This is a genomic window from Pseudomonas aylmerensis (assembly GCF_001702265.1).
GTDB lineage: Bacteria > Pseudomonadota > Gammaproteobacteria > Pseudomonadales > Pseudomonadaceae > Aquipseudomonas > Aquipseudomonas aylmerensis.
In genome coordinates, this window is record NZ_MAUE01000022.1 from 59303 (window position 1) to 85346 (window position 26044).

The following is a 26044-nucleotide window of genomic DNA, read 5'->3' on the forward strand; positions in this document are numbered from 1 at the left end:
GCTGTGGCAAGACTATCGATTTACCTATCGAATTAAAGCGGAAAATTTCGCTTTGAAATATCGAGAAATACGATCAAGAGCGTATGCAGAGTAAGTTAACAAGAGATTAAGGACTATCCAGAAGAAACGTGACGGACTGTCCTGCGTTTACCACCAATTTACGCTTCAAACTCGCAATGGGTTGTGACACAGGCCTGCATTGCATAGGCTTGCGCGACTGTTTCACCTGCGCCACACGCAGGACCGCTTCGAGGAGATGACCGATGGGCTTGAACAACCAGTGGATGCAACGCGACCTGGCCGTGTTGTGGCATCCCTGCACCCAGATGAAAGACCACCAGCAACTGCCGCTGATCCCCATCAAGCGCGGTGAAGGCGTGTGGCTGGAAGATTTCGAAGGCAAGCGCTACCTCGATGCCGTCAGCTCCTGGTGGGTCAACGTGTTCGGCCACGCCAACCCACGTATCAACCAGCGCATCAAGGATCAGGTCGACCAACTCGAACACGTGATCCTCGCCGGTTTCAGCCACCAACCGGTGATCGAACTGTCCGAGCGCCTGGTGGCGATGACGCCCGAAGGCCTGACCCGCTGTTTCTATGCCGACAACGGTTCGTCGTGCATCGAAGTGGCGCTGAAGATGAGCTTTCACTACTGGCTCAACCGCGGCCTGCCGAACAAAAAGCGCTTCGTCACCCTGACCAACAGCTACCACGGCGAAACCATCGCCGCGATGTCGGTGGGCGATGTGCCGCTGTTTACCGAAACCTACAAGGCGCTGCTCTTGGACACCCTCAAGGTGCCGAGCCCGGATTGCTACCTGCGGCCCGAAGGCATGAGCTGGGAAGAGCATTCGCGCAACATGTTCCAGGCCATGGAACAGACCCTCGCCGACAACCACGACAGCGTTGCGGCGGTGATCGTCGAGCCGCTGATCCAGGGCGCCGGCGGTATGCGCATGTACCACCCGGTGTACCTCAAGCTGCTGCGCGAAGCCTGTGACCGCTATGGCGTGCACCTGATCCACGATGAAATCGCCGTGGGCTTCGGCCGCACCGGCAGCATGTTCGCGTGCGAGCAGGCCGGTATCCGCCCGGATTTCCTGTGTTTGTCCAAGGCCCTCACCGGCGGCTACCTGCCGTTGGCGGCGGTGGTCACCACCGATGATGTCTACGACGCCTTCTACGACGACTACCCGACCCTGCGCGCCTTCCTGCACTCCCACAGCTACACTGGCAACCCGCTGGCGTGCGCGGCCGCCTTGGCGACCCTGGATATTTTCGAAGAAGACAACGTCATCGAGAACAACAAGGCCCTGGCCCAGCGCATGGCCACCGCCACCGCGCACCTGGTGGACCACCCGCACGTGTCGGAAGTGCGCCAGACCGGCATGGTCCTGGCCATCGAGATGATCCAGGACAAAGCCACCAAGACCGCCTACCCGTGGCAGGAACGCCGTGGACTGAAGGTCTTCGAGCATGCCCTGGAACGCGGTGCGCTGTTGCGGCCCTTGGGCAGCGTGGTGTATTTCCTGCCGCCGTATGTGATCACACCGGAGCAGATCGATTTCCTGGCCGAGGTGGCCAGTGAAGGCATCGACATTGCCACCAACAGCAAAGTCAGTGTCGCCGTGCCGAAGGACTTCCACCCAGGCTTCCGCGATCCCGGCTGATCACACCCTTGCAGGCGCCGGCAAGCCGGCGCCTGCAGAAACACCCTATTTTCCAGAGAACAGAAATGAGACTGTCCCGCTTTTTCACCGACACCCCGCTGAGCCTTGGCGAGCACGAACTGCCCGAAGCCCAGGCGCACTACATCAGCCGTGTACTGCGCATGAACGAAGGCGACGCCGTGCAATTGTTCGACGGTTCCGGCCAGGAGTTCCTGGGCACTTTGCTGGATGTCGGCAAGAAGCGCGTCAGCGTGCAACTCACGCAAAGCTTCGCCGGGCAGGCCGAATCGCCGCTGCACATCCACCTCGGCCAGGGGCTGTCGCGGGGCGAGCGCATGGATTGGGCGATACAGAAAGCCACCGAACTGAGCGTCAACGCGATCACGCCGATTTTCAGCGAGCGCTGCGAAGTGCGCCTCAAGGATGAACGCGCCGACAAACGCCTGCTGCACTGGCGCCAGGTGGCAATCAGCGCGTGCGAGCAATGTGGGCGTTCGACAGTGCCAGTGATTCACCCACCGCTGCTGCTGGCGGACTGGTTGAAGCAGACCGAGGCCGACTTGAAACTGGTCCTGCACCCGGTGGCCGAGCCGCTGGTCAGCCATGCCAAGCCTGCCAGCCTGGCCTTCCTGATCGGCCCTGAAGGCGGGTTGACCGACAATGAAGTGCGAACCGCGCAAGACGCCGGCTTCCATGCCGCCCGCCTGGGCCCGCGCGTATTGCGGACCGAGACGGCGCCCGTCGTCGCGTTGGCGGTGGCGCAGCAACTCTGGGGCGATTTCTAACCCCGCCTCCAATGTAAGCGCCGGCACGCCGGCGCCTACGGTTGATCGGGTGATCACTCCACCGGGTCACTCACCGGCGTGGCAATGATCGCCTTCAACTCGCTGGTCATCGGGAACTCCAGGTTCAAGCCCTTGGGCGGAATCGGCTGTTCAAACCAACGCTGGTAAATCCCGTTGATCGCCCCCGAGCGGTACAGGTCGCCCAGTGCCTCGTTGACCACCGCGAGAAACTGCGGGTCGCCCTTACGCACCATGCAGCTGTAGATTTCCCGCGACTGCTCTTTGCCGACCACCACCCATTTGTGCGGATCCCTGGCCTTGGCGCGCTCACCGTAGAGCAGCGCATCGTCCATATAGAACGCCGCCGCGCGACCGGTCTCGAGCATCTTGAACGCCTCGCCGTGGTCCTTGGCGCTGATCACGAACATATTGGTCTTGTGCTCGGCGTTGTAGTTCTTGAGAAACCGCTCGTTGGTGGTACCGGCGGTGGTCACCACGTTTTTGCCCTTGAGGTCGTCAAAGCCCTGGATACCGCTGTCCTTGGCGGTCAGCAACTGCCCCTTCACGTAGATAAAGCCGTAGGAAAATGCCACCTGCTGCTGGCGCTCTGCAGTCACCCCGGTGGAGCCGCATTCGAGGTCGACGGTGCCGTTCTGCACCAGCGGGATGCGCGTCTGGGAAGTCACCAGGTTGTATTTCACCTTGAGATCGGCCACCCCGGTTTTCTCTTGGATGCGCTCGACGATCTTGCTCGCCAGGTCCACCGAATACCCCATGGGCTTGCCACTGCTATCCCCCACGTAGGAAAACGGCACCGACGCATCGCGATAGCCCAGGGTGATCGACTTGGCGCTGGCGATCTTGCCCAGCGTGCCGTCCAGCGGCGCTTGGTTGGCATGGGCCTGCGCCCCCAGCAACAGCCCCAGGGTGCAACCGGTCAACAGGATTTTTTTCATTGTTATTCTCCGTTGGTCTTTGAGTTATTTACGGACAGCAATCACGCTGATTTCCACCAGCACACTCGGTCGCGCCAGTTCCGCCTGCAAGGTGGTGCGCGTCGGCGCCATGCCCGGCGACAGCCAGGCAGACCACACATCATTCATTGGGGCGAAACCGTTGCCGATATCTTTCAAGTAAATGGTCGCATTCAAGACATGATCCTTGTCACTGCCGGCCTGGGCCAGCAGCCCGTCGATCTTCGCCAGCACTTCGCGGGTCTGGGTCGCCACGTCGACACCCTCGCCCGGCACCTGGCCCGAGAGGAATACCAGGTCCTTGAAGGTGACGGCGCCGGACAGTCGTTCGTTGCTGCTGATTCGCGTGATGGTCATGGGTGCATCCTTATGCGGCGCGGGGCGCCAGGCCCTGCATATCAATGGAAGGGACGTGTTGGCCGATCAACTCGGCGAGCAATTGGCCGCTGCCGCACGCCAGGGTAAAGCCCAGGGCACCGTGGCCCAGGTTCAGCCACAGGTTGCGATAGAGGCTGGCGCCAATCAGCGGCACGCCGGTCGGGGTAGCCGGGCGCATGCCGGCCCATTCCAGCGCATGCGTGTAGTCGCCAGCTGTAGGAAATGTCTCGATTGCCTGGCGCTTGATCAGTGCCAGGCGCTTGGGCTCAAGGCTGGCGTCGAAGCCGACGATATCCACCATCGCCGCCACCCGCAGTTGTTCGCCGATGCGCGCGTAGACAATCTTGCGGTCGTAGTCGGTGATGCTCACGTTCGGCGCGCGGTGCTGCGCGCCAATCGGCACGCTCAGGCTATAGCCCTTGAGCGGGTACAGCGGCAGTGACAAGCCCGGCAACGCCAACTCGGCACTGCGATGCCCGGCAGCCAGCACCAATTGCTGTACCGGCATCACTTCGCCGCCCAGTTCGATAGCCTGTACCGCACCGTCGGCATGCAGGATCCCGGTGACCTTGCGCCCCAGTATGAAGGTGCAGCGCCCCGACGCTTGAAGACGCGCCGCCAACTGCTGGCAGAAGGCATGACAGTCCGCCACTTCCTCATTGGGCGTGTAGATGCCGCCGACAAACCCACCTGCCGCGAGTGTCGGCTCCAGGCGCGCACAATCTACCGCCGACAGCACCTGCTGCTGCAGGACGTCGGTGACCTTGCTGCGCGCCCGCTCGAAGGTATCGGCGTTGCGAAAAGTCACCAGCTTGCCGTTGCGTCGCCAGTCGAAACCGTCCAGGCCGTCATCGACGCGCCATTGCTGCAAGGTGGATTGGCTCAGGCTCGCCAGGCGCAGCAAGTGCGCGGCGTTGCGTTTGTTCACCGAGCCGCGGCAGGCGCCGATGAAGGCCGCCATCCAGCGCCATTGCTGGGGGTCCAGGCGCGGGCGCAGCTTGAGCGGCGAATCGCCGCGCAGCAACCAGCCAATCGCCTGCAGCGGCACGCCGGCGTCTGCCAGCGGGGCGACGTAGCGGTAGGACAACTGCCCACCATTGGCAAAACTGGTTTCGCTGCCCAGGCTGTCGCGTGCCTCGATCACCGTCACTTCATGGCCGGCGCGCACCAACGCGTAGGCACTCGCCAGGCCGATAACCCCTCCACCGATGATGCAAACCTGCCTGGCCATGCCAGCCCCCAGCCGTTGAATAAGAAGGCTCAAGCCTAGGGGCAGGTGACAGGTCACCGACAATGAATAAAGATGGGTCACCTATAAACAAAGGTTATGGACACGCCATGCGCTTGCGTCATATCGAGATCTTCCAGGCCATCCGCCAGACCGGCTCCATCAGCGCTGCCGCGCAGTTGCTGCATGTGTCGCAGCCGGCCGTGACCAAGGTGTTGCAACACGCGGAGTTACAATTGGGCTTTCCGCTGTTCCTGCGGGTGCGCGGCAAGCTGCAACCCACGCCGGAAGCCCTGGCGCTCGAAAGCGAAGTGGAAAAAGTCACCCAGAGCCTGCAAGGCGTGCGACGCCTGGCCAAGAGTTTGCGCCGCGAGCCGGGCCAAAGTGTGCGCATTGGCGCGATCCCGGCCCTGGCGCTGTCGCTGCTGCCGCCGGCGATTCTGGAGTGGAAGCACGATTACCCGGACATCGCCTGCGAACTATCCAGCGACCACAGCCGCGAGCTGGTGCAGAAACTGTTGATGCGCGAGATCGACCTGGCATTGACGCTCAACTTCTCCGGCCATCCGGGGTTGACCACCCAGGTGTTGGCCAATGGCGTGCTGGTGGCGCTGGCGTCCAAAGGCTATTGGTCCGAGGCTGAAACTCGCCAGCCGCTGCCGCTCGCCGACCTGGCGGGTGCGCCGCTGATCGGGCTGTCCAGCGCCGACCCGCTGGCCGCGAAACTCGACAGTTATCTGGAAAACGTCGACCCGCCGCCCCAGGTGACGATCTCGGTGCAAACCTATTCGCTGGCCCGGGCCATGGTGGAATCCGGCGCCGGGCTCACGGTGATCGACCCCTTCACCGCGCTGGGAGCCTCGACCGCCACCACGCGCATCCGCACGCTCACGCCGCCCTTGCCGATCACCTTGTACGCCCTCACCCGCGCCGACGAACCACCGCCGCACATGCTGGCGAACCTGCTGCAGATTTTCGGCAAGCGTGCCCGCGAGCTACTGGAACGCCTGTAAGCGTAAGCGCCGGCAAGTGACGGTCACAGCACGTAGTGCATGATCGCCACAAAATGCAGCAGGCTGCCGCCGATCACGAACAGGTGCCAGATGCCATGGGAATGCCGCAGGCGATCCTCCAGGGCAAAAAAGATGATGCCCACGGTATACAGCACTCCGCCCGACGCCAGCCAGGCGAACCCCGCCGTGCCCAGCGCGGCGAGCAGCGGCTTGACCGCCACCAGCACGATCCAGCCCATCACCGCGTAGATCACGATCGACAGGATGCGCGCCTCGGAACGCGGCTTGATCTCCTGCAGGATGCCGATCACCGCCAGCCCCCACACAATCCCGAACAGCGTCCAGCCCCATGGCCCGCGCAGCGTGACCAGGCAGAACGGCGTATAGCTGCCGGCAATCAACAGGTAGATCGAGAAGTGATCGACCTTCTGCATGATCTCTTTCCGTCGCCCCTGCACGCTGTGGTACACGGTGGACGCGCTGTACAGCACCAGCAGGGTAAAGCCGTAAATGGCCACGCTGACGATTTTCCAGGGGCTGCCGTCCAGGCTCGCCACCACCAACATCCATACCGCACCGACAAAAGCTGCAACCGCCCCGAGCAAATGGCTCCAGGCGTTGAATCGTTCCCCGTGATACATGTGTCACTCACCTCGAATAACCGTTATCACCTTGAGCATTCTGACCGCAGTCACTCACTATCGGGTAACAACCTTTCTTCATTTGCCCTGACACCACTGCCCATCGGATGATTCACACCGTCCTTGCCGGCACAGGGCTCAAGGGCCTCATCGCCGGCAAGCCGGCCCCTGCAAGGGTGCACCTGCCCCCAATGGTATCGACAATGCCTGAGCTTGAACCCGACATGCCGCAACCCAGCCTATGGCAACTGTTTTACAACTTCGCCATGGTCGGCCTGTTCGGCTTTGGCGGCGTGATGCCTTGGGCGCGGCAGATGATGGTCGACCGCCGCCGCTGGGTCAGCGAGCAAGGCTTCAATGAGCTGCTGACCACCGGCCAGTTCTTCCCCGGCCCCAACATCGCCAACGTCGGCATCATCTACGGCCGGCGCCTGCATGGCTTGCCGGGTGCGATTGTGACCGTCTGCGGGCTGTACCTGTTCCCCTCGCTGATCACCGTGTTCGCCGGTTTCGCCTACGCCAAGTGGTGGAGCAACGAGGTGGTGCAGCAGATCTTCGGCGCCGTGATGCCGATCGCCACCGGGCTGATGCTCGGTACCACCCTGCGCCTGCTCAAGGCCATGCCTCGCACCCTCGCCAACTACAGCGCGTTCGTGCTGACTTTCGTGCTGATGGCGGTTTTCGTGCTGCCGCTGTGGATGGTGCTGCTGATCTGCATCCCCAGCTCGCTGGCCCTGAGTTTTGTCAGCACACACAAGGTGGCCGGCTGATGCAAACCGTGCTGCTGCACCTGATGATCCAATGCGCGCTGTGGTCGCTGATGTCGATTGGCGGCAATACCGTGGCCATCAGTGATATCCACCGCTACGCCGTCACTGACATGAACTGGATCACCGACGCGCAATTCGTCGCGTTCTTCGCCCTGTCCCAGGCGCTGCCGGGGCCCAACGGCATGTTCCTAGTATTTATCGGCCAGCAGGCGGCAGGGTTGCCCGGCGCGCTGGTGGCGCTGGCCGCCAAACTGGTGCCTTGCTCGGTGTTGACCTACGTCGGCGCCGGCTGGCTGGAGCGTCACACCCGCACGCCCTGGGTGCAGCGCGTCAAGCGCAGCCTGCTGCCGCTCTCCATCGGCTTGATTCTCGCCTCGACCTACATCCTGATGAACAGCCTGGAAAACAATGCCACCAGCCTGGTGCTGACGCTGGCCAGTGCTGCCGTGGTGTATTACACGCGCCTGAACGCGATCTGGCTGATCATCCTCGGCGTGGTGCTGGGCCTGTGCAGCGCATGGCTGGGAGTGAACTGGTTTTAGGGGCACAATCGACGGCATTCGAACAAGAGCCAATGGCCATGCTGATCGACGAAGAATTCACCCTCAAAAAGCTCGAGATCTTCCTGGCGTTCATGCGCACCGGCAACCTGGCCCGCGCCGCCGCCGAGCTGCAAACCAGCAACGTCAGCGTGCACCGCGCCATTCACTCGCTGGAAAATGCCCTGCGCTGCCCGCTGTTCAAACACGAAGGGCGCAACCTCACGCCGCTGGAAAGCGCCTACGTGCTTGAAGAACGCGCGCAAAAACTCATCGCCGATGTGGTCGACAGCGTACGCCTGACCCGCGAAGCCGCCGGGTTCTCCGCCGAGCGCTTCAAGCTTGGCTCGCTGTACTCGCTGACCGTCAAGACCGTGCCGCAACTGATCATGGGCCTCAAAATCAGGCGCAGCGAGCTCAATATCGACCTGATCCTGGGCTCGAATTTCGACCTGCTGTACAAGCTCAAGAACATGGAAGTGGACGCGATCCTCATCTCTCTGGATGAGCACGCCAACGATCCCGACTGCGAACAGATTGCCTTGTTCAGCGACGACATCTTCCTCGCCACCCCGGCCGATTCGCCCTTCGACCGCGAGCGGGAAATCGACCTTGCCGACGTGCGCGACGCGACCTTCATCACCCTCACCCAGGGCTTCGCCACGCACCAGGATGGCAATCGCGTGTTCAAGCAGGCGGGGTTCGAGCCGAAGGTGGCGATGCAGGTCAATGACATCTTCACGCTGTTGAGCATGGTCAGTTCGGGCGTGGGTTATGCGCTGCTGCCGGGAAGGATTGCGGCGGTGTACGAGAACCGCGTGAAGCTGATACCGCTGCAACCCAGGTATCGGTTGCAGCAGCATATCGGCGTGGTGTTCCTGAAGGCCAAGGAAAGAGACCCGAACTTGCTGGCGTTGTTGGCGGAGTGTCGGATGTATGCCAATCGGCAGGGGACAGCCTGACACTCCGCTATCGGGGGTCAGCCCACCAACCCACGCACGATGAAGTACAGCAGCGAAGGCCCGAGCAAACACCCCAGCCCGGTATGGAACGTCGCCGTCAGCGCGCCATACGGCACCAATCGCCGATCCGTTGCCGCCAAGCCTGCCGTCACTCCACTCACGGTGCCGGCCAAGCCGCCAAACACCATCGCCGAGCGCGGGTTATCCAAGCCCATCCAACGCGCCGCCACGGGCGTGCCGACCATCACCAGGATCGCCTTGATCAACCCGGTGGCAATCGACAGCGCCATCACATCCGAGGTCGCGCCAATCGCCGCGCCAGTCACCGGGCCGACGATGTACGTCACCGCGCCCGCGCCGATGGTGGTCATGCTGATTGCATCGCGGTAGCCAAACACCCAGGCCATGCTCGCGCCGACGATAAACGGCAGGATCGTGCCCAGCAGCAAGGCAATCACGCCAATCATGCCGGCCTTGCGCGCTTCGGTGGCCTGCACCTCAAACGCGGTGGCGACGATGGCGAAGTCACGCAGCATCGCACCGCCCATCAGGCCGATGCCGGAAAACAGTGCCAGGTCGGCCAGGCCTTTTTGTCCGCCCGTGATCGTGCCGCCGACCCAGGCCAGCACCAGGCCAATGACGATGGCGATCGCCGAGCCGTGGATGCGCCCGAAGGTCAGTCGCTTGGACAGCACCACGGAAATCCACATGACCACGCCAACGAAGGCAAACGCGGTGATCAGGCCGTTATGTTCCAAGCCTTTTTCAATGAGATCCCACATATCAGCGGCCTCCCACGACAGGTGTCGGCGTGATCAGCGGCTCTTCATCGGGTAAAGGTTCACCCTTGTGCGTGCGGCTGATCAGGGCAATGGTGCACCCGCACACCACCACCGAACCAATCGCCGCGAGCACCGCGACCGGGCCGCCGTGCAGGGCGGTGACGACGTTCTGTTGCGCGGCCATCGCCACGACCACGGGGATGTACATCGCGCCCCAGAAGCCCACGCCCATTTCGCAATCCTTGGTCATGCCGCCGCGTTTTTGCATCCACAGGCGGGCGCAGATCAGCAGGATCATCGCAATCCCCACCCCGCCCACGTTGGATTTGACGCCGAGCAACACGCCAAGCATGTCGCCCATGATCACGCCCGCGAGCGTGCAGATCGCCAGCAATGCCACACCGTAAATAATCATTGTTGTTGTCCTCAAAGTGCTCGATCGAAATTGTTGTTTTTGTGCTTCGAAAGCCTTGGGTGGTGCTTTATCGGTGGCGGCGCTCCTCCTCTTCCAGCAAGGCCTGCAAGGTGTCCAGGCGTGCGCCTTCACAGGCGATCACCGTGCCTTGTTCAAACACGCGGCGCGACAGGCCGGTGAGCACGGCGCCCGGCGGCAGTTCGATCTGCAGGCGCACGCCGCGCTCGTAGGCGCTTTGCACGGTGCCGCGCCAGTCGACGACGCGGCACATATTGAAGGCCAGGTCGTCGCGCAATTGCTCGGGGTTGTGGATCGGCCGCGCACGCGTGCTGCTCAGGTAGGTGATGCGCGGCGGCTTGAGTGCACCGAACGCCTGGGCCAGGCGCTGGGCAGGCGCATCCAGCAGCGCGCAATGGGACGGCACGCTGACCGCCAGGCGCTTGGCGATGCCGTTGCCCTGGATGCGTTCTGCGACAAGCTTCATTGCTGCATCGCTGCCGGCAATGACGGTCTGGTTGTCGGCGTTGATATTGGCCAGGTACACCGGCGTTTCAGCACTGTGTATTTCGGCCAGCAGGTTTTCCACCGTGGATAACGCCGGGCCGATGATTGCGGTCATGCCGTAGCCGTGTGGATAAGCGTTTTGCATCAGCTCGCCACGCAGGCTGACCAGTTTGATGGCCTCGTCGAAGTCCAGCGCGCCCGCAATCACCGCCGCCGGGTAGGCACCGATGGACAGGCCCGCGACATAATCCGGGGTGTGTTGCAGGAGGCGGGCGTGGGCCACACCGGCGATCAACAGGCAGAGTTGTACGGCGCGGGTCGACTCAAGGGCTTGCGCCGAGTCGAGCGCCAGGACGTCTTCGCCCAAGGCCTCACTGGCCTGCTCCAACACCTCCACGGGCAGCTGATGAAGCATGCCCGGCCGTTGGGCGCCCTGCCCCGGGAAAACCAGGAGGCTGCTCATGCCACGGCCTGCCAAGGGTCCTGCACAAGGTGTGCACCGCTGGCGGTCTTGAGCAGCACGCGGCGTGACCCACTTGCCCATTCGCGCAAGGCGACGGCGCCAAACGGGGTTTGCAGTTGCAGATCCACGGCGCACGGTGCGGTGTTCAATATCGCCAGCAGATCCTCGGCATCACCGCGCTCAAGTCGCTCGGACGTACGCAGGATCAAATCCAGATCACTCTGCGCGTGCAGCGCTTGAATCCCGCTGGCCAACTCGAAACCCGCGCTGCCCGTGACGCCCCAGGCCTCCTGCGCCAGCACCGGGCGCAATAGATCGAGCGCGCGCAGCGCGGGTAAATCCCGTGGCGAGACCACACCACACAAATCCTCGGGGATCACACGCCGCTGCACGGCCGCCAGCGGCATCTGGGCGGCATAACGCTGCTCACGCAACCGCCCGCGTACGCCGACGGGCACATGACCCGGCTCGGCCATGGCGCGGCGCACCACCACCGGATGGCCAGAGGCGACGGCCTCCAGCACCCAGGCCGGTGCGTCGGCAGGCACGTGCGCCGGGGTCATGCCCCAGAGCAAATCGTGGGCGTTCACCATTGCTCCCGCAGCAGCTGGCGTACATGGCTGGAGGCGGCGCGATTCGCTGCGCCGAGACGCCCGCTCAAATCGCGGCCGTCGATATCCTTGATCGCGTTGACCAGGCAATCGCTGACCCGCGCCACATCGTCCGGCGTGGGCTGTTCAATCTGGCTGACCGACAAGGTCTCCCACAACAGCCCCAAGCTGGCATAGCTGTCGATGTCATAGGCCATCGGCGGCACGCTGGCGGCCAGGGCTTCCAGTTCCTCGACACTGCGCAGGGTCACCCGCGCCGCCGAGGCCTTGCCCATGGCGTGCACCATCACACCGGGGTCACGCAGGGCGATCAGGCGGTTGGCCTGGTAGCCGTGGGCGAGGAACGCCCCGGACATCGCCTTGCCCACCAGCAGCGCGATCACCGGGTGGCCGGCCAACCGGGCGCGTGCGTAGCTGTCGGCGGCGGCGGCCAGGGCCTGGTGAATGCCGAGGGCTTCTTCGCGACGGCCGTAGGCTTGGCTCGGTACATCGACGATGGCGATGATCGGACGCTGGTCACCGTGGGCGATGGCTTCATCCACCGCCTTGGCCAGGCCCCAGCCTTCGAGCAACCCGACTTCGCCGTTACGGGCGCGCGGGAAGCGGTTCTGAGGGTCGCTGACCACGGCGACGAAGCGCACTGTCTGCTCACCCAAGAGACCGTCGGCAACCCTCAGCGACTGCGGCAAACCGTCGACAGGGGTGGCGCCGGCGCTCAATGCGTTGAACCACTGCAAGCCTCTCATGAGCGTTCTCCTTGATACAGGTCACGCACCGTTGCCGCGTCGATTTGCGGCGTGGCGTCCAGTTGCCCAAGACGCGCCAGGTAATGTTCGGCCTGACGGCTGCGCTGCTGAGCAGGCAAGCCTTGTTGCAGCAATGCAGTAACGGTCTGCTGGATCTGCGTCACATCGTCTGCCACGTAACGGTCGGCCAGGCCGCTGTTGAAGCGCTGCTCGCCGCCGGTCAGGCTCCAGATAAACGGGCGGTCGCGCGAGTCGTATTCTTCCAGGCCGGCTTCCTGTTCGATCACTTGCGGGCCATTGAGGCCAAGACGTGCTTCGCGGGTCACGACCAGGTAGCTGCACAGCCCGGCGGCGATGGACATGCCGCCAAAGCACCCGACACTGCCCGCCACCACACCAATCACCGGCTGGTACTGGCGCAGGTCGACAATCGCCGCGTGGATATCGGCAATCGCGGCCAGGCCCAGGTTGGCTTCCTGCAGGCGCACGCCGCCAGTCTCCAGCAACAGCACGGCGCGGGTCGGGATGCCCTTGCGATTGTCCTCGGCTGCCAGCTCCAAAGCGCCGGCGATTTTCGCACCGCCTACTTCGCCAAGGCTGCCGCCCTGGAAGTTGCCCTCGATGGCGGCAATCACCACCGGTTTTCCGTCGATGCTGCCCTTGGCGATCACCACCCCGTCATCCGCCTGCGGCACCACGCCTTGGCGGCTGAGCCAGGGCGACATGACGCGTTGGAATGGGTCGATCAGTTCGCGGTAGGAACCGGCGTCCAACAAGGACTTGGCCCGCTGCCGGGCGCCCAGTTCGACAAAGCTGTGTTTGGTGAGGTCAGTCATGGCCGATCTCCTCGAAGCCCTGCTCCAGGCGCAGACGCACCACGCCTGGGGTGGCGCCGAAATCGTGAATATCAATCTTCAAGGCCGGTGGCGTCTGCTCCTGGAAGATCCGTTCGAACAGATGCTGCCAGCGGAGTGCGGCGCCATTCACCGAGGTCTGCACCTCGATGGTCAGCGTGCCGGGCGTACCCGGTTCCAGCAGGACTTCCAGGTCACCCGAGCCGACGCAACCCACCAGCGCACGGCCTTTTGGCGGTTGCCCGGCGGGGAATTCAAAGGATAAGGTTTCCATCACAACGCTCCGTCGAGGCGGTCGATAAACAGGCAGGCGGCCAACAGGTCGGCGGCGCCACCGGGGGAGGCATTCAGGGCCAGCAGTTGGTGGTCCAATTCATGCAGCTGACGACGACCGGCGAGGGTCGCGCTGCCGCCTGCATCGAGCACGGCCTGTGCGCCACGCTGCATGGCATGCAGGCCTTCCAGGCCGGCGCGATAGAGCACACAGGTGTCGGCCAGGTCCGTCATGATCGCGAGCAAGGCATCCAGGCGCGCGTTCTGTTCGCCAACGTTTTGCCGGCGGCTCTTGTGCAGTTGCGGCAGGCCGCGTTGCACCACCGAAGGGAAGCCCAGTTGCGCTTCCTCACGGGCGCCCCGTGCGCCGAAGCGCTGTGCGACCTGGGCGCCGTGGCTCATCGGTTGTGGGGCGTAGCGGTCGGTGAGCAAGGCCAGCTTGGCCGCGGTGAGTGTCACGGCGCGCGGCTCCAACGCCGCCGCTGCGGTCAGCAAGCCAAGCGCCCAGATCGCACCGCGATGGGTATTCACGCCGCCGGTAGTGGCGAGCATGGCTTGCTCACCTTCGCGGCCGATACGCCCAAGGGCTTCGCGCAAGGGCAGGCCGACTTCACCGACGTCAATCGCTGCCTCGGCCATTTCCTTGAACATCGGCCACAGCGACAGCGCCGACGCGTGCATCAGGCCCAGGTGCAAATCGTTGTGGGCACCATTGCCACGCCGATCCACGAGGGCGGGCTTGGGCGACAAGTCAGCCTCATCGATCAATGCGTCGACGGCCATGTCTGCCAGGCGATCAGCCAGGCTCAGTTCATGCAGTTTGAGGGCGCGCATTTACCAGCTCCTGAATTTGGCGGGCGGGTTGTACAAACCACCCGACCAGTCCACCAGGTCGGCGACGCTCTTGGCCGCCAACAACTCGCGAGTGGCGTCGGTGCGGCGAATGCCCAAGTCTTCGGGCAAGGCAATCAAGCCCTCGCGACGCATGCGTGCGGTGTCTTTTGGGTTGTGGCGCATGCCGATGGCCGTCACCCCGGCGACGGCGGCGATCATTGCCTGGCGTTCTTCGAGTGAACGCGCCTTGTACAGGTAGGCGATGCCTTCTTCGGTGAGCAGATGGGTCACGTCGTCGCCGTAGATCATGATCGGCGCCAGCGGCATGCCGCTTTTGCGCGCCACTTCCACCGCGTCGAGGGTCTCAACGAAGGTCGGCTTGCCGCCTTCCTGGAAGGTCTCGACCATCTGCACCACCAGCTTCTTGCCGCGTTCGAGCAAGGCTTCTGGCGCATCGTCGTGACGCATGTCCAGCCAGGCCGGTGTGCCGTGGCGACGACCGCGCGGGTCGTGGCCCATGTTCGGTGCGCCACCAAACCCGGCGAGACGCCCACGGGTCACGGTGCTGGAATGGCCGTCGCCGTCGACTTGCAGGGTCGCGCCGATAAACAGGTCCACCGCGTACTGGCCAGCGAGTTGGCAGAACATCCGGTTGGAGCGCATCGAGCCGTCGCGGCCAGTGAAGAACACATCCGGGCGCGCGGCGATGTAGTTTTCCATGCCCAGTTCGGTGCCGAAGCAATGCACGCTTTCCACCCAGCCGCTTTCGATCGCAGGGATCAGGGTCGGGTGCGGGTTGAGGGTCCAGTTGCGGCAGATTTTGCCCTTAAGGCCCAGGGACTCGCCGTAGGTGGGAAGGATCAGCTCGATGGCGGCGGTGTTGAAGCCGATGCCGTGGTTGAGCGATTGCACATTGTGTTTTTCGTAGATGCCACGGATCGCCATCATCGCCATCAGCACATGCACCGGCTTGATGTGGCGCGGGTCACGGGTGAACAGCGGTTCGATGTAGAACGGCTTGTCGGCCACCACCACGAAATCCACCCAACTGGCGGGGATGTCCACGCGGGGCAAGTCGCTGACGTCATCCACCAACTGGTTGACCTGCACGATCACGATGCCATCGCTGAACGCGGCAGGCTCGATCAATGCCGGGGTGTCTTCAGTGCTGGCACCGGTGTAGATATTGCCGGCGCGGTCGGCCATGAACCCGGCAGATAGCACCACATTGGGGATCAAGTCCACCACCAGCCGCGCGTAGAGTTCGATGTAGGTATGGATCGCGCCGATTTCCAGCAGGCCGTCTTCCAGCAACTGGCTGATGCGCAGGGATTGAGTGCCGGCGAAGGAGAAATCCAGCTTGCGCGCGATGCCCTTTTCAAACAGGTCCAGGTGCTCGGAGCGGCCGACACTGGGCATGATCATGTGCAAATCGTGGAGCTTGGCCGGGTCGGCCTTGGCCAGGGAGCGCGAGAGGAAATCGGCTTGCTTCTGGTTGTTGCCCTCCAGCACCACGCGGTCGCCGGGGAGGATCAACGCCTCAAGCGCCGCGACGATCTTGTCACTGGGCAACACGGCCCCGTCGGCAAAGTGCTTGACCAGCCCGAGCCGCCGCTGCTTCTCGTCGCGCCGCCGCGTCCAGCGCGAGTCGGGGGTTATTGTCGTTGTCATGGTCGCTCCACGGGTTTGCTGTCGTGGGCTGTACCTTAGGAGTGATTCGGGGGGCCATCAATCAAGCTGGGCGACGGATCATTACGGCTGGAGTAATGGAGCATCAGCAAACGCTGATCCGGGGCCAGCGAAGATCAAAAATATGGGAAGGGGCTTGCCCGGGAGGGCGGTGGGTCAGCCAAGTGATGTATCAACTGACACTCAGACATCGGGGGCAAGCCCCCTCCCACATTTGTTCAGTGGTGTCTGTGAGATAGCGGTCCCCAAAAGGGGCTGATCAGTCCCTGTTTGGGACCTTTTTCGCAAGCGGGCGCCGGCCCCTCCCTATCGCCACTCATGGCCAGCCAACATAACTTCCACTTTATTCAGCAGTGCCGTCGCGCTATCAACCAACTGGCCTAGCAGCGCCTCATCCTCATCCATATACCCTTCATATTCCGACAGGTTTCGACGCTCATGACACAGGGCCAACAACCTTACCGCCACCTTGCCCACGTCGGTGGTGTGAACCAGACATTGAAAGACCAGATAGCGTTTGTCCGAGCGATAGCCTTGCAGGCGCAAGGCCGTGAGTGCGAGAGCATGGGCGGCGTTATAAGCCAGGTCGAAACGACTGGCGAACGATAACGCGGCATTACCGGCGTCCTTCAACCGATCCCTGGCCGAACGCATCAGCCCATCACACTCCTTGCGATCCGGCGGCTCAGCTTTCAAGCCACCGCTACGTTGCAGATTCTCCAGGTTTGCTTTGCTGTCCATCCGTGGATACCAGGGGGTTGCCCCCCATCAGATTGATCTTGTCCTGCTGCACGACCCGCTGCACAAAACTGTTCCCGGCATTCCATTTGCCAATCCAGTCTTCAGGGGTGTAAAGCGTCGGGTTGATGGGGCGCCCCAGCTGCTCTTCCAACGGTATAAGCCGCTCCATGACTTCACTGTAGCTGAGGCTTTCGCCAATCAGCATCAGATCTATGTCACTGGATGAGTGCGCCTCGCCCTTGGCGATGGAGCCGTAGATAAAGGCCCAGGTTATGTGCTCGGCGAACGGTGCCAGCGCATTGCGCAATGGCTCATCCAGGCTCAGCGTCTTGCGCACAATGGCTAACAGCTCCGAGTAGATCGGGCATTGGGGGTTGGCCTGGTAGTGGGTTTGGTTGCCCTGGCGCGTCATGCTCAAAATGCCCGCTGACTGCAAGCGCTCCAGTTCACGGGTGAGACTGCCTTTGCCCACCTGAGCCCACCGCGCAATTTCATTGGTGAAGAAGCTTTTGTCGGGCTTACCGAAAAGCAGGCCCAGCACTTTTTGCTGGGTGACAGTGAAGAGCGCGGTGCTGAGCGGTAAGGTGTGCATGACGGCGGCCAAAGAGTCCCAAAAAGGGAACGATAGGTCCCTTTTTGGGAACGATCAAGTTTTAAGCCGCTGGGGAGGGGGAAATCTGCTCCAGCGCCTGATCCACCAACAACTGCCCCATCTCGGCCATTTGCTGGATCCCGAGCAGGATGGCGCGCTGAGAAGTGTCCAGGTCGAAGGCCAGGTTGCAGGTGAGCGCGTTGAGGGAGGACAGGGTTTCACTGGCGTTGACCAGCAGGGTTTCGGTTTCTTGGTGGGGGGTTACGGTGAAGAGGGGCGGATTGGGCGTAGGTTTGAACATGATGAAGCTCCTAAACAGTCAGTAAGGAGCGCCACCGTTCGCTTGCACGCGAATGAGGGTGGCGACCGTGCGCAGGTGTGCAAGACCGGGCCTGTTTAGGACACCCAGCAGGTCCGAAGACCTCCTGCGCGCAGCCGCCATAAAGCAGCGAGCACAAAAAACGCCCGTTGGTTGGCAGGGCGTTTGTACGCCTAAACAGTTTCGTCGGACTTGCACGTCCGTGTCACCGTTTTTTGCGATGACGGGACGAAGACTAGGCGCGCTGACTGCACGCGACAAGTTCATGCAAGGCTCAAAATCCTGCAGGAAAAATCCGAAGGCTCACCACAACTCTCAAGGCAAAGCACTTCCTGTGGCTGTGGCGAGCGGGCTTGCCCCGCGTTGGGCTGCGAAGCAGCCCCAGGCAGATCAATGCGGTGTATCAGATGTAAACCGTGGGCAGGTTTTGGGGCTGCTGCGCAGCCCAACGCGGGGCAAGCCCGCTCGCCACATTGATATTGCCCAACCTCGCGCGCAGCATCGAGAATCACAACGCCATGACTACCTTGGCCCCTCCCAGGCCTTCGAGGGCATAACTCTTGTACTCATACACCCGCCCCTGAACATCCAATCGAAGCTCGCCATCCTGCTCACTCACTTGCACAGTGGGCTCTTGGGTTTTCAGAAAGGGATGTGCCGACACTAATGTGGTGAGTATTTCCTGATCATTACCCAGATCCTTATGGACGTAGTATCTGTAGGAAAAGCCCACCGTCGCTCCGCCTTGGCCATCTCGCGCACCGTAAATCGAATTACCGTTGCCCAAGGAATACTTCAACACCACTTCGTCCAGAGCCGGCGCTCCGGGTGACATCAGCCAACTGCCGCCGATATAGATCAGGCAGACCGCCAGCAAGCAATTACGCAGAACAGGTGTGAGTCCCTTAATGGCCTTGAGAAATTGCATACTCAATACCTCTCCTTATCCAATATTGATCTCGCGGGTCGTCACCAAAAGGCTCACCGCCCCACCATAATCCAAAATCCGGAAGCGTGGTTTTTGCGAGGGTTTGAGCAACACCTGCCGCCCGCAACAGCACATGCTCTGGAATCCCCAGCACGGCGCCTGTTGCACCGTAATTGAAATTACCAAAAGCCTCGTATTGACGTCCCCGCCTCTTGTAGTTCCAGGGGCCGGCGGCACGAACCTGAGAATAAAACCAGGAGTAGGCGAATGCCGACCCGGGCTTGAGATGAATGCGTTTGCATGTAGATATCGCCATGTTTTCAAGAATTGAAACACCAGGCGGCATTAACGGTACGGCCATTGCGAGTCCTAGCTGGCAGTGAGGAGCTAAGAAGCTAGCCATCCCACCCAGGCTTGAATACCCGCTCAATCAAATGCAGAACTCGCCTACAGCCAACTCATACCATTCCGACATTCTTTGATCATTTGCATGGTCTGCGAGGACGTGTCGCCGTGTCCTCCGACAGACAGCGAAGAATGTTCGGATAGGCTTTTCAGGCTATGGCTCAAAGACCCAGCCGAAATAGTCGATTATCTTGACTACCACTGAGTAGGAGTACCTATATGGGTATGCACAACCCACCTCACCCGGGTGAAATCCTGCTAGAGGATGTGGTCCCTGCCCTGGGCATCACCATCACCGAAATGGCCAGGCACCTTGGCTTCGCCCGCGAAACCTTTTCAAGGATCTTGCATGGCCACGCGCCTCTCAGCCCCGGCCTTGCCGTGAGGTTTGAGCGAGCCGGCGTGAGTACCGCGCACCTATGGCTGTCGATGCAAAGCGCCTACGACTTGTGGCAGGCCGAGCATCGGGAGCAGCCGATGATTGAGCCGTTTGCGCGGATTGATTGAGATCTTGGGCCGAGCACAATTCAGTGTGGGAGCTGGCTTGCCAGCGATAGCGGCGGGTCGGTTGTTGATGTTGCGACTGACAAGCCGCCATCGCAGGCAAGCCAGCTCCCACATTTTGATCTTCACGGGATTTGAGTGTGGGGTTCAGGCCAACCCGGACTCCACCAGCAGCGCCTCCAACCCCATCAAATCCGGCACCTTCGCCACATGCTCACCCACCTGTACCGCTGCCAGTTCCAGCGGGCACAGCGGTACATCGACATAGCTCAACTGGCTATCGAGCTTGTAAGAACGCGGAATTCCCTGAATCACCAGCGCAATAAACTTCAACGTCGGCCGCCCGCCCAAGGCGTTCAACACCACAATGCGCGAGCGCTCTCCCGTCACGATGGCCTCGCCGCATACCGCTTCGAAGCTGATCAATGGCAATTGCCGATCACGCCACGTCACTTGCCGCAAATACCATGGCGGCGCATCACTGGCCGGTTCGCCGCGTTGGAAGTCGATCAGCTCGGCGATGGCGACGTTGGGCAGCACCAGGTGGCGGTCGGCCAGGGGCAGGAGCAGGCCGGTGAGTTGGCTGGTGCGGTGGTCAAGCATGGGACTTGCTCCAATAGGCGATGCTTTCCAGCAGCACCGACTCTTGATACGGCTTGCCGAGGTAGTCGTTGACGCCAATCGCCATGGCGCGGTCGCGGTGTTTCTGGCCGGTACGCGAGGTGATCATGATGATCGGCAGCCGCATCAGGCGCGGGTCGTTGCGCACCTGGATGGCCACCTCGAAACCGTCCATGCGCGGCATTTCGATGTCGAGCAGCATCAGGTCCGGGGTGTGTTCTTCGAGCACGGCGATGGCGTCGATGCCGTCTTTGGCCGTGAGCACGTTCATGCCGTTGCGCTCCAGCAGGCGGCTGGTAACTTTGCGCACGGTGACCGAGTCGTCCACCACCAACACCAGCAATGGGCGCTTTTTCAGCGGGTCGTTGAGGATCAGTGGTGCATCAACCGTCTGCGCGGGCAACGCCGGTTGCCGCGCGCGGATATGCGCGAGCAAATCGATGATCAGCACCACGCGGCCATCGCCGAGGATGGTCGCCCCGGACAAGCCCTGGACCCCGGCAAACTGCGGGCCCAGGCCCTTGACCACAATCTCGCGCGTGCCGGCCATGGCATCCACGTGCACCGCCACGCGGCGCTCGTTGCACTGCACCAGTAGCACCGGCACCGGCTGGTACTGACCCAGCAATTTCGGACGGGCAACGGTGTGTAGCAGGTCGCCGAGGTAGAACAGCTCGTAGCGCTGGCCGGCGTATTCGTAGCGCGGCGGGTCTTGCTGATAGTGCCCGGCCAACTCGTGCGGCAGCACGCGCACCAGGCCCTCGATGGTGTTGAGCGGGATCGCGTATTGATCGTCTGCGCATTGCACCATCAGCGCGCGGTTGACCGACACGGTGAAGGGCAGGCGAATGCGAAAGTGCACGCCCTCGCCCGGCGTCGAATCAATGAACATCGAGCCGCCGAGTTGACGCACCTCTTCATGCACTACGTCCATGCCCACGCCACGCCCGGAAATCTGCGTGATTTTTTCCGCCGTGGAGAACCCCGGCTGCAGGATGAACTGCAAGACATCGCGGTCGCTGATCTCTTGATTGGGATCGAGCAGGCCACGCTTGATCGCCTTGCGCCGCACCGCTTCGAGGGGCACGCCGGCGCCGTCGTCGCGCATGTCGAAGACGATGTCGCCGCCTTCGTGGGTCAGGTCCAGGGTGATGCGCCCCTTCTCCGGCTTGCCGGCGGCCAAGCGTGCGTCGCGGGATTCCAGGCCATGGTCGACGGCGTTGCGCAGCATATGTTCGAGCGGCGCGGCCATGCGCTCCAGCACGTTGCGGTCCATCTCACCCTCGGCATTGCCGACGATGAATTCCACGTCCTTGCCCAGCTCGCCCGCCACTTGGCGCACGATGCGCTTGAGGCGCGGCAGCATGCGCTCGAACGGCACCATGCGCGTGCGCATCAGGCCTTCCTGCAACTCGGTGTTGATGCGTGCCTGTTGCTGCAACAGGTCGTGGGCGTCCTGGTTGCGGCGTTCGAGCGTGTCCTTGAGGTCGAGCAGGTCGGAGGCCGATTCAGAGAGTGCGCGGGACAATTGCTGCAACTGTGAATGGCGGTCCATTTCCAGCGGGTCGAATTCTTCATACCCCAGGCGTTCGGCCTCGGCCTGCTGGCGACTGAGGATGCGGCCCTGGGTCTCGGTGTCGAGGCGGCGCAGTTGGTCGCGCATGCGCTCGATGGTGGTTTCCACTTCAGTCAGAGCGATGCGCGCGTCGTTGACCTGCTGCTCGATCCGGCCACGAAAAATCGAGGTTTCACCGGCGAGGTTGACCAGGTCGTCGAGCAGGTCGGCGGAGATTTTCACCATGTCCGCAGCGGGGTCTACCGCGGCTTCGACCTTGCCCGCCGGCAATGCCACCGGCACCACCGGTTCATCGCTGGGGTGCACGAGGCTTTTGATGCGCTCGATCAGCTTGTCCACCGAACCCACCGGCAGGCCATCGGCGACCGCATCGATCATCTGCGCCAGGCGGTCATGGCAGCCTTGCAGCAATGCAAACAACTCGTCGGACGGCGCCAGCAAGCCGGCGGACAAACCCTCGTAGAGAAACTCCAGTTCATGCGCCAGATCACCAATCGGCCCGATCTCGACCATGCGCGCGCCACCCTTGAGGGTGTGCAGGTCGCGCAGCAGGGTTTCGACTTCCTGGCGATTGTTCGGCTCGGCCTGCCAGCGCAGCAACGCGCTGCCGGAACTGTCGAGAATGTCGGCGGCCTCTTCAAGGAAGATATCCAGCAACTCCGGGTCGGCGCTCGAAGTTTCAGCGGCCTGCGCCGCGGCGGAGGGCGTACCGCCCTGGCGCAGCGCGCGCACCTTGGCGATCAGCTCGGCGCTGTCACTCAGGGGCTGATGGTGTTGCAGCTCTTCCAACTGCAGCGCCAAGCGTTCATGGCTGGCCATCAGTACTTGGGACAGCTCGGGGGAGTAGCTGTAGCGACGGTCCACCAGGCCTTCGTAAAGGCATTCCAGCTCATGGGCCAGGTCGCCCACCGGGCCGATTTCGGCCATCCGCGCGCCGCCCTTGAGGGTGTGCAGGTCGCGCTGCAATGAGGACAACGGCGCCGCGCTGTCGGGCTCCAGCAACCAGCGCTTGAGGGACTGCCCGGCGCTGTCGAGGATATCCACCGCCTCTTCCAGGAAGATCTCGACGATCTCGTCGTCCATGACGGTGTCGTGCTCCAACTGCTGCGTCGCGGCGCCCAGTTCGGAGATGCTCAGGGCGCGGCTGCCATCACTTTTGATCAGGCCGGTGGCGGACGGGTCGAGCGCCTCATCCAACAGTTCACGCAGCGCCTCGACCCGTGCCGGCGCCGGATTGATTTCCTGCCCCGCGGCCAGTTGGTCGAGCATGCTGATCAACGCTTCATGGGCCTGCTCGGCCTCATGGAAAAACCGCTCGCTGACCGCCAGGCTGCTCTCTTCCACGGCGCCATACAGGTCGAGCAAGGCTTCACACAGTTCGTCGATGGCGTGCAGGTCGGCGACGTGCGCGCCCTCGCCCAGCGTAGTCAGTTCGTCGAGCAGCGCGGTGAGCTCCTGGCGTTCGCCGGGATGCTGTTGCCAGCGGCGCAGCAGGCTTTCGGCGTCCAGCAGGATGTCCATGCCCTGGGCCAGGAAGTTGGCGATCAACTGCGGGTCGCGCTTGATGCGCAGGCCGGTGTTGGGCGCATCGAGCAGCGCTGCGAGCTGTTGATCGAGCAGGCTTTGGGTCCGATTGATCAGGTCCTGCGCGCCCTGGATCGGCGCCAGGGGATCGCTCAGGCGGCGCAGCCCGCGCTGGAACAGGCCCTCGGCTTCGAGCAGCAACTCCACTTCGTCCAGGTCCAGTGGCAGGCGGTGCGCCTTGTACTCGCGGGTCAGGTGATCGAGCGGACGCGCCAGCTCGGCGATAGGCAGCACGCCAGCCATGTAGGCGCTGCCCTTGAGGGTATGCAGGGCGCGCTGCAATTCATCGCTGACTTGCAGCGGCACATGCTCGGCGGCTTCTTGCAGGAAGTGGTTGAGGCTCTCCAGGTGACTCTGGGCTTCGTTGCGGAAGATCTCCAGCAGCATCGGGTCATGGGCTTCGGCGACCGGCGCCTGCGCACCGCTGGCCAAGGCGTGGGCGCGAGCGGCCAGGGCGTCGACTGCATCACGCTGGTGCTGGTCGTCGGTGGCAAAATCGGCGATCAGTTCCGGCAGCAAATCCACCGCCTCGTCCAGCACCTGTTGTACCTCGGGACCGAGCGCCACGCTGCGCTCCAGCACGCGGTTGAGCAGGTTCTCCACGGCCCAGGCCAGCTCGGCCAGCACCAGCGCGCGCACCATGCGGCCGCTGCCCTTGAGGGTGTGGAAGGCGCGACGCATTTCGCCCTGGGCGGTTTTATCGCCGCTGTTGGGCAAGGAGCGGTGCAGCACCTCAAGGACTTCGTCGGTTTCTTCGAGGAAGACCTCACGCAGCTCGTCGTCGATCGGTTCCTCATCGGCCGGCGGCGGCAGCAGGCTGCCGGGACGCTGCAGGGCCGGCGGGTTGAGGCGCGAAGTGGGGCTGGCCAGGGCGTCGAATTGGGATTGGCTGGGCGCGATCTCGGTCGAGAGTGCCCCGTCCGGCGCGACCAGCGCCTGGCGCCAAGGCTTTTCGGCGGGCAGATAACCCAGCGCGGCCAAGCCCTGGGTGGCCAGCTCCAGCACTCGTTCGCCGGCGGCGTCGGGGTCCTGGAGCATGCGTTCGAGGTAGTATTCCAGGCTGCTGATCACATCGGCAAAATGCCCCAACTGCGCCTCGGAAGGCGGGCTGTCGTGGGTCATTAACTGTTCATCGACATAATCGGTGCAACCGCGCATCAGGCTCGCCGCCCGTGGCAGCGGAATCATCGCCAGCGCACCGCGTACCTGGCTCAGCAGCTCCGGCAGGGATTCCAGGCGCTGGCGGCCCCACTGCGCTTCGATGCAATCAATCACTAACTCCTTGGCCTGGCGCAGGCACTGGCAGGACTCGCGGATCACCAGTTGATGAATCTGGGTCAGGTCCGTGGTCGGCAGGCGGCTCTCTTCGCGGCTTTCCGGCTCGACGGTGCCGACCATGCCGGCCAGCGTCGCTTCGACATACAGCAAGGCACCCGCGACATCCATGAGCACCGCGTCATTCGGCTCGCGCTGCCCCTGGGCCAGGCTCAGCACCACGGCGAGCTGGTCGATAATCACTTTGCGTGGCTGGCCAAAGCCCAGCACGGCCAGGGTATCGGCGATCTGCCGCAACGGCGCGAGCAGCGCGTCGAGGTCGCTGGTGTGCTGGCGGTCGCTGCGCACGAACAGGTCGAGACGTTCCTTGACCCGCACCAGTTCCTCGCACAACGCACCGAGTACCGAGCCCATGGCATTGCGGTCCGGCCCGGCCAGGCGCGCGCGTTCGGCATCGACCACGGCACTGTCGGGCAAGGCCTCATCCAGGCCGTAGCGCTCCTTGAGGCTTTGCATGCGCGGCGTCGGCCGGGTGACCTTGGCCACGTAGAACAGCAGGCTCTTGAGCAATTCATCCGGCGCCGGCCGGTTGATCGCGCCAATGCCCTGGGCCAGCAGGCGCTTGAGTTCCTTGTCACTGGCCTTGAGCAGGCTGCGCAGCGCCGGGCTGTTGGCGATCACGCCGGTGAGCATGCCCTCGACCAGCGCCGAGGTGACCTGCCACAGCGGCAACAGCGGCGCACCCTGGCACAGGGCTTCGAGGCGGGCAAAGACCCGCGCCATGTCTTCCAGGTTGCTCGGGCCGTGGTCTTCACGCAGCAGGCCGGCCAGGGCCTGTTGCAGCAATTGGTGCCACTGGCGCAGTTGCTCGGCAAGGTCAGGGGCGGCGCGCTGGGCCAGGGCTTCGTCGGGCAGCGGTGCAATCGACAGCAGTTGCGGGCTGAACAGGCTGGTTTCCGAGAGCAGGCTTTCACCGCGTGCGGTGCGCAGGTCGTTGAGCAGCGGCAACACTACCAACGGCAGGTCGCGGCGGGCGCTGTGGATGCGGTCCAGGTACAACGGCAATTGACCGAGGGCCTGTTGCAACAGGCGGATGCTTTCATCGCGCCGGCTGACACGCCCGGCCTGCAGGGCCAGGGCCAGTTCTTCGATCTCTTCGGCGAGCAGCGCCGCGCCGTAGAACTCGACCATTTGCAGCGCACCGTGGACCTGGTGGATACCGGCCAGGCACTCGGCGATCGCGTCGCCATCGCTGGTGTCGACATAGGTATCGAGCGCCGACCGGGCCTGCTTCAGGGTTTCGGCAATGTCGCCCTTGACCCATTCGAGGGCCACGTAGTCGTGCCGATCAACCATAACTGCTCCGCT

Annotated in this window: 27 protein-coding genes; 7 read left to right on the top strand and 20 right to left on the bottom strand. The window is 62.9% G+C overall.

The features are described 5' to 3' along the window. Nucleotides 1–263: 263 nt before the first annotated feature. Together BBG20_RS15360 and BBG20_RS15365 are read left to right on the top strand one after the other, a co-directional pair. On the top strand, nt 264–1670 hold the full coding sequence (locus BBG20_RS15360) for an adenosylmethionine--8-amino-7-oxononanoate transaminase (protein WP_065904874.1): 1407 nt from the start codon (nt 264–266) through the stop codon (nt 1668–1670). Nucleotides 1671–1735: 65 nt separating this feature from the next. Continuing rightward, nucleotides 1736–2455 carry a 16S rRNA (uracil(1498)-N(3))-methyltransferase gene (locus BBG20_RS15365; protein ID WP_065904875.1) on the top strand — a complete coding sequence of 240 codons (720 nt, stop codon included), beginning with the start codon at nt 1736–1738 and terminating at the stop codon, nt 2453–2455. Nucleotides 2456–2508: 53 nt separating this feature from the next. Here the strand turns inward: BBG20_RS15365 and BBG20_RS15370 are convergent, their stop codons facing one another. The 3 genes from BBG20_RS15370 to BBG20_RS15380 are packed head-to-tail and all read right to left on the bottom strand — an operon-like array spanning nt 2509 to nt 5038. Next, a complete protein-coding gene (locus BBG20_RS15370; protein ID WP_065904876.1) occupies nt 2509–3411 on the bottom strand; it encodes a transporter substrate-binding domain-containing protein in 903 nt (300 codons plus the stop codon). 24 nt (nt 3412–3435) lie between these two features. Beyond that, nucleotides 3436–3786 (bottom strand): RidA family protein, encoded by a 351-nt coding sequence (locus BBG20_RS15375; RefSeq protein WP_065904878.1) that lies wholly within the window; start codon nt 3784–3786, stop codon nt 3436–3438. A 10-nt stretch (nt 3787–3796) separates the two neighbouring features. Then, nucleotides 3797–5038, bottom strand: coding sequence for a D-amino acid dehydrogenase (locus tag BBG20_RS15380; protein WP_065904883.1), 1242 nt, complete (start codon nt 5036–5038; stop codon nt 3797–3799). A 107-nt stretch (nt 5039–5145) separates the two neighbouring features. Between BBG20_RS15380 and BBG20_RS15385 the strand changes: the two genes are divergently transcribed. After that, nucleotides 5146–6048: a LysR family transcriptional regulator gene (locus BBG20_RS15385; protein WP_065904885.1), complete on the top strand. Its 903-nt coding sequence runs from the start codon at nt 5146–5148 to the stop codon at nt 6046–6048. A gap of 23 nt (nt 6049–6071) precedes the next feature. Here BBG20_RS15385 and trhA read toward each other — a convergent pair whose 3' ends face one another. Further along, the gene (gene trhA, locus BBG20_RS15390) at nt 6072–6689 is read right to left on the bottom strand and encodes a PAQR family membrane homeostasis protein TrhA (RefSeq protein ID WP_065904887.1); all 618 of its coding nucleotides are present in this window, start codon (nt 6687–6689) and stop codon (nt 6072–6074) included. A gap of 203 nt (nt 6690–6892) precedes the next feature. On the opposite strand from trhA, the gene BBG20_RS15395 reads away from it, so the two are divergent. From BBG20_RS15395 to BBG20_RS15405, 3 genes are read left to right on the top strand one after another with little or no spacing between them, the layout of a single operon-like run. Further along, nucleotides 6893–7459 carry a chromate transporter gene (locus BBG20_RS15395; protein ID WP_065904889.1) on the top strand — a complete coding sequence of 189 codons (567 nt, stop codon included), beginning with the start codon at nt 6893–6895 and terminating at the stop codon, nt 7457–7459. After that, a complete protein-coding gene (locus BBG20_RS15400; RefSeq protein ID WP_065904891.1) occupies nt 7459–8001 on the top strand; it encodes a chromate transporter in 543 nt (180 codons plus the stop codon). Before BBG20_RS15395 ends, BBG20_RS15400 begins: the two co-directional genes overlap by 1 nt. A gap of 38 nt (nt 8002–8039) precedes the next feature. Further along, a complete protein-coding gene (locus BBG20_RS15405; RefSeq protein WP_065904893.1) occupies nt 8040–8960 on the top strand; it encodes a LysR family transcriptional regulator in 921 nt (306 codons plus the stop codon). A gap of 17 nt (nt 8961–8977) precedes the next feature. Here the strand turns inward: BBG20_RS15405 and madM are convergent, their stop codons facing one another. The 14 genes from madM to BBG20_RS31845 all read right to left on the bottom strand — a co-directional run bounded on the left by madM (nt 8978) and on the right by BBG20_RS31845 (nt 19072). Continuing rightward, nucleotides 8978–9742, bottom strand: coding sequence for a malonate transporter subunit MadM (madM, locus tag BBG20_RS15410; RefSeq protein WP_058426582.1), 765 nt, complete (start codon nt 9740–9742; stop codon nt 8978–8980). 1 nt (nt 9743) lies between these two features. Continuing rightward, entirely contained in the window at nt 9744–10157 is a 414-nt protein-coding gene (gene madL, locus BBG20_RS15415) for a malonate transporter subunit MadL (protein ID WP_064454526.1), read from the bottom strand. A gap of 67 nt (nt 10158–10224) precedes the next feature. After that, nucleotides 10225–11124 (bottom strand): malonate decarboxylase subunit epsilon, encoded by a 900-nt coding sequence (mdcH, locus tag BBG20_RS15420; protein ID WP_065904895.1) that lies wholly within the window; start codon nt 11122–11124, stop codon nt 10225–10227. Further along, nucleotides 11121–11717 (bottom strand): malonate decarboxylase holo-ACP synthase, encoded by a 597-nt coding sequence (locus BBG20_RS15425; protein WP_065904897.1) that lies wholly within the window; start codon nt 11715–11717, stop codon nt 11121–11123. Before BBG20_RS15425 ends, mdcH begins: the two co-directional genes overlap by 4 nt. After that, a complete protein-coding gene (mdcE, locus tag BBG20_RS15430; RefSeq protein ID WP_065904899.1) occupies nt 11711–12481 on the bottom strand; it encodes a biotin-independent malonate decarboxylase subunit gamma in 771 nt (256 codons plus the stop codon). The genes BBG20_RS15425 and mdcE overlap by 7 nt, the downstream gene beginning before the upstream one ends. Beyond that, the gene (locus BBG20_RS15435; protein WP_065904901.1) at nt 12478–13317 is read right to left on the bottom strand and encodes a biotin-independent malonate decarboxylase subunit beta; all 840 of its coding nucleotides are present in this window, start codon (nt 13315–13317) and stop codon (nt 12478–12480) included. The genes mdcE and BBG20_RS15435 overlap by 4 nt, the downstream gene beginning before the upstream one ends. After that, complete coding sequence (locus BBG20_RS15440) at nt 13310–13609, bottom strand: malonate decarboxylase subunit delta (RefSeq protein WP_065904902.1); 300 nt, start codon at nt 13607–13609, stop codon at nt 13310–13312. The genes BBG20_RS15435 and BBG20_RS15440 overlap by 8 nt, the downstream gene beginning before the upstream one ends. After that, nucleotides 13609–14442, bottom strand: coding sequence for a triphosphoribosyl-dephospho-CoA synthase (locus BBG20_RS15445; RefSeq protein WP_065904904.1), 834 nt, complete (start codon nt 14440–14442; stop codon nt 13609–13611). Before BBG20_RS15445 ends, BBG20_RS15440 begins: the two co-directional genes overlap by 1 nt. Beyond that, nucleotides 14443–16113, bottom strand: a complete 1671-nt coding sequence (gene mdcA / locus BBG20_RS15450) for a malonate decarboxylase subunit alpha (protein WP_065904906.1) — start codon at nt 16111–16113, stop codon at nt 14443–14445. It lies immediately after the preceding gene. A 324-nt stretch (nt 16114–16437) separates the two neighbouring features. Next, complete coding sequence (locus BBG20_RS15455) at nt 16438–16872, bottom strand: hypothetical protein (protein WP_065904907.1); 435 nt, start codon at nt 16870–16872, stop codon at nt 16438–16440. Further along, complete coding sequence (locus BBG20_RS15460; RefSeq protein WP_065904908.1) at nt 16835–17464, bottom strand: nucleotidyltransferase domain-containing protein; 630 nt, start codon at nt 17462–17464, stop codon at nt 16835–16837. Before BBG20_RS15460 ends, BBG20_RS15455 begins: the two co-directional genes overlap by 38 nt. Nucleotides 17465–17525: 61 nt before the next feature. After that, the gene (locus BBG20_RS15465; RefSeq protein ID WP_065904909.1) at nt 17526–17765 is read right to left on the bottom strand and encodes a DUF6124 family protein; all 240 of its coding nucleotides are present in this window, start codon (nt 17763–17765) and stop codon (nt 17526–17528) included. Between the two features lie 526 nt (nt 17766–18291). After that, a complete protein-coding gene (locus BBG20_RS15470; protein WP_065902111.1) occupies nt 18292–18711 on the bottom strand; it encodes a hypothetical protein in 420 nt (139 codons plus the stop codon). Next, nucleotides 18689–19072, bottom strand: a complete 384-nt coding sequence (locus BBG20_RS31845; protein ID WP_083221346.1) for a polymorphic toxin type 44 domain-containing protein — start codon at nt 19070–19072, stop codon at nt 18689–18691. Before BBG20_RS31845 ends, BBG20_RS15470 begins: the two co-directional genes overlap by 23 nt. A 263-nt stretch (nt 19073–19335) precedes the next feature. Here BBG20_RS31845 and BBG20_RS15475 point away from each other — a divergent pair, with 263 nt between their 5' ends. Continuing rightward, nucleotides 19336–19623: a HigA family addiction module antitoxin gene (locus tag BBG20_RS15475; RefSeq protein WP_065902113.1), complete on the top strand. Its 288-nt coding sequence runs from the start codon at nt 19336–19338 to the stop codon at nt 19621–19623. Nucleotides 19624–19767: 144 nt separating this feature from the next. Here the strand turns inward: BBG20_RS15475 and BBG20_RS15480 are convergent, their stop codons facing one another. After that, nucleotides 19768–20223, bottom strand: a complete 456-nt coding sequence (locus BBG20_RS15480) for a chemotaxis protein CheW (protein ID WP_065902115.1) — start codon at nt 20221–20223, stop codon at nt 19768–19770. Beyond that, entirely contained in the window at nt 20216–26032 is a 5817-nt protein-coding gene (locus BBG20_RS15485) for an Hpt domain-containing protein (RefSeq protein ID WP_065902117.1), read from the bottom strand. Before BBG20_RS15485 ends, BBG20_RS15480 begins: the two co-directional genes overlap by 8 nt. Nucleotides 26033–26044: the final 12 nt, after the last annotated feature.

What these genes read in the sequence shown, in the direction of transcription:
- BBG20_RS15360 (WP_065904874.1), top strand. Translation starts at nt 264, where the DNA reads ATGGGCTTGAACAACCAGTGGATGCAACGCGACCTGGCCGTGTTGTGG.
- BBG20_RS15365 (WP_065904875.1), top strand. Translation starts at nt 1,736, where the DNA reads ATGAGACTGTCCCGCTTTTTCACCGACACCCCGCTGAGCCTTGGCGAG.
- BBG20_RS15370 (WP_065904876.1), bottom strand. Translation starts at nt 3,411, where the DNA reads ATGAAAAAAATCCTGTTGACCGGTTGCACCCTGGGGCTGTTGCTGGGG.
- BBG20_RS15375 (WP_065904878.1), bottom strand. Translation starts at nt 3,786, where the DNA reads ATGACCATCACGCGAATCAGCAGCAACGAACGACTGTCCGGCGCCGTC.
- BBG20_RS15380 (WP_065904883.1), bottom strand. Translation starts at nt 5,038, where the DNA reads ATGGCCAGGCAGGTTTGCATCATCGGTGGAGGGGTTATCGGCCTGGCG.
- BBG20_RS15385 (WP_065904885.1), top strand. Translation starts at nt 5,146, where the DNA reads ATGCGCTTGCGTCATATCGAGATCTTCCAGGCCATCCGCCAGACCGGC.
- trhA (WP_065904887.1), bottom strand. Translation starts at nt 6,689, where the DNA reads ATGTATCACGGGGAACGATTCAACGCCTGGAGCCATTTGCTCGGGGCG.
- BBG20_RS15395 (WP_065904889.1), top strand. Translation starts at nt 6,893, where the DNA reads ATGCCTGAGCTTGAACCCGACATGCCGCAACCCAGCCTATGGCAACTG.
- BBG20_RS15400 (WP_065904891.1), top strand. Translation starts at nt 7,459, where the DNA reads ATGCAAACCGTGCTGCTGCACCTGATGATCCAATGCGCGCTGTGGTCG.
- BBG20_RS15405 (WP_065904893.1), top strand. Translation starts at nt 8,040, where the DNA reads ATGCTGATCGACGAAGAATTCACCCTCAAAAAGCTCGAGATCTTCCTG.
- madM (WP_058426582.1), bottom strand. Translation starts at nt 9,742, where the DNA reads ATGTGGGATCTCATTGAAAAAGGCTTGGAACATAACGGCCTGATCACC.
- madL (WP_064454526.1), bottom strand. Translation starts at nt 10,157, where the DNA reads ATGATTATTTACGGTGTGGCATTGCTGGCGATCTGCACGCTCGCGGGC.
- mdcH (WP_065904895.1), bottom strand. Translation starts at nt 11,124, where the DNA reads ATGAGCAGCCTCCTGGTTTTCCCGGGGCAGGGCGCCCAACGGCCGGGC.
- BBG20_RS15425 (WP_065904897.1), bottom strand. Translation starts at nt 11,717, where the DNA reads ATGGTGAACGCCCACGATTTGCTCTGGGGCATGACCCCGGCGCACGTG.
- mdcE (WP_065904899.1), bottom strand. Translation starts at nt 12,481, where the DNA reads ATGAGAGGCTTGCAGTGGTTCAACGCATTGAGCGCCGGCGCCACCCCT.
- BBG20_RS15435 (WP_065904901.1), bottom strand. Translation starts at nt 13,317, where the DNA reads ATGACTGACCTCACCAAACACAGCTTTGTCGAACTGGGCGCCCGGCAG.
- BBG20_RS15440 (WP_065904902.1), bottom strand. Translation starts at nt 13,609, where the DNA reads ATGGAAACCTTATCCTTTGAATTCCCCGCCGGGCAACCGCCAAAAGGC.
- BBG20_RS15445 (WP_065904904.1), bottom strand. Translation starts at nt 14,442, where the DNA reads ATGCGCGCCCTCAAACTGCATGAACTGAGCCTGGCTGATCGCCTGGCA.
- mdcA (WP_065904906.1), bottom strand. Translation starts at nt 16,113, where the DNA reads ATGACAACGACAATAACCCCCGACTCGCGCTGGACGCGGCGGCGCGAC.
- BBG20_RS15455 (WP_065904907.1), bottom strand. Translation starts at nt 16,872, where the DNA reads ATGGACAGCAAAGCAAACCTGGAGAATCTGCAACGTAGCGGTGGCTTG.
- BBG20_RS15460 (WP_065904908.1), bottom strand. Translation starts at nt 17,464, where the DNA reads ATGCACACCTTACCGCTCAGCACCGCGCTCTTCACTGTCACCCAGCAA.
- BBG20_RS15465 (WP_065904909.1), bottom strand. Translation starts at nt 17,765, where the DNA reads ATGTTCAAACCTACGCCCAATCCGCCCCTCTTCACCGTAACCCCCCAC.
- BBG20_RS15470 (WP_065902111.1), bottom strand. Translation starts at nt 18,711, where the DNA reads ATGCAATTTCTCAAGGCCATTAAGGGACTCACACCTGTTCTGCGTAAT.
- BBG20_RS31845 (WP_083221346.1), bottom strand. Translation starts at nt 19,072, where the DNA reads ATGGCCGTACCGTTAATGCCGCCTGGTGTTTCAATTCTTGAAAACATG.
- BBG20_RS15475 (WP_065902113.1), top strand. Translation starts at nt 19,336, where the DNA reads ATGGGTATGCACAACCCACCTCACCCGGGTGAAATCCTGCTAGAGGAT.
- BBG20_RS15480 (WP_065902115.1), bottom strand. Translation starts at nt 20,223, where the DNA reads ATGCTTGACCACCGCACCAGCCAACTCACCGGCCTGCTCCTGCCCCTG.
- BBG20_RS15485 (WP_065902117.1), bottom strand. Translation starts at nt 26,032, where the DNA reads ATGGTTGATCGGCACGACTACGTGGCCCTCGAATGGGTCAAGGGCGAC.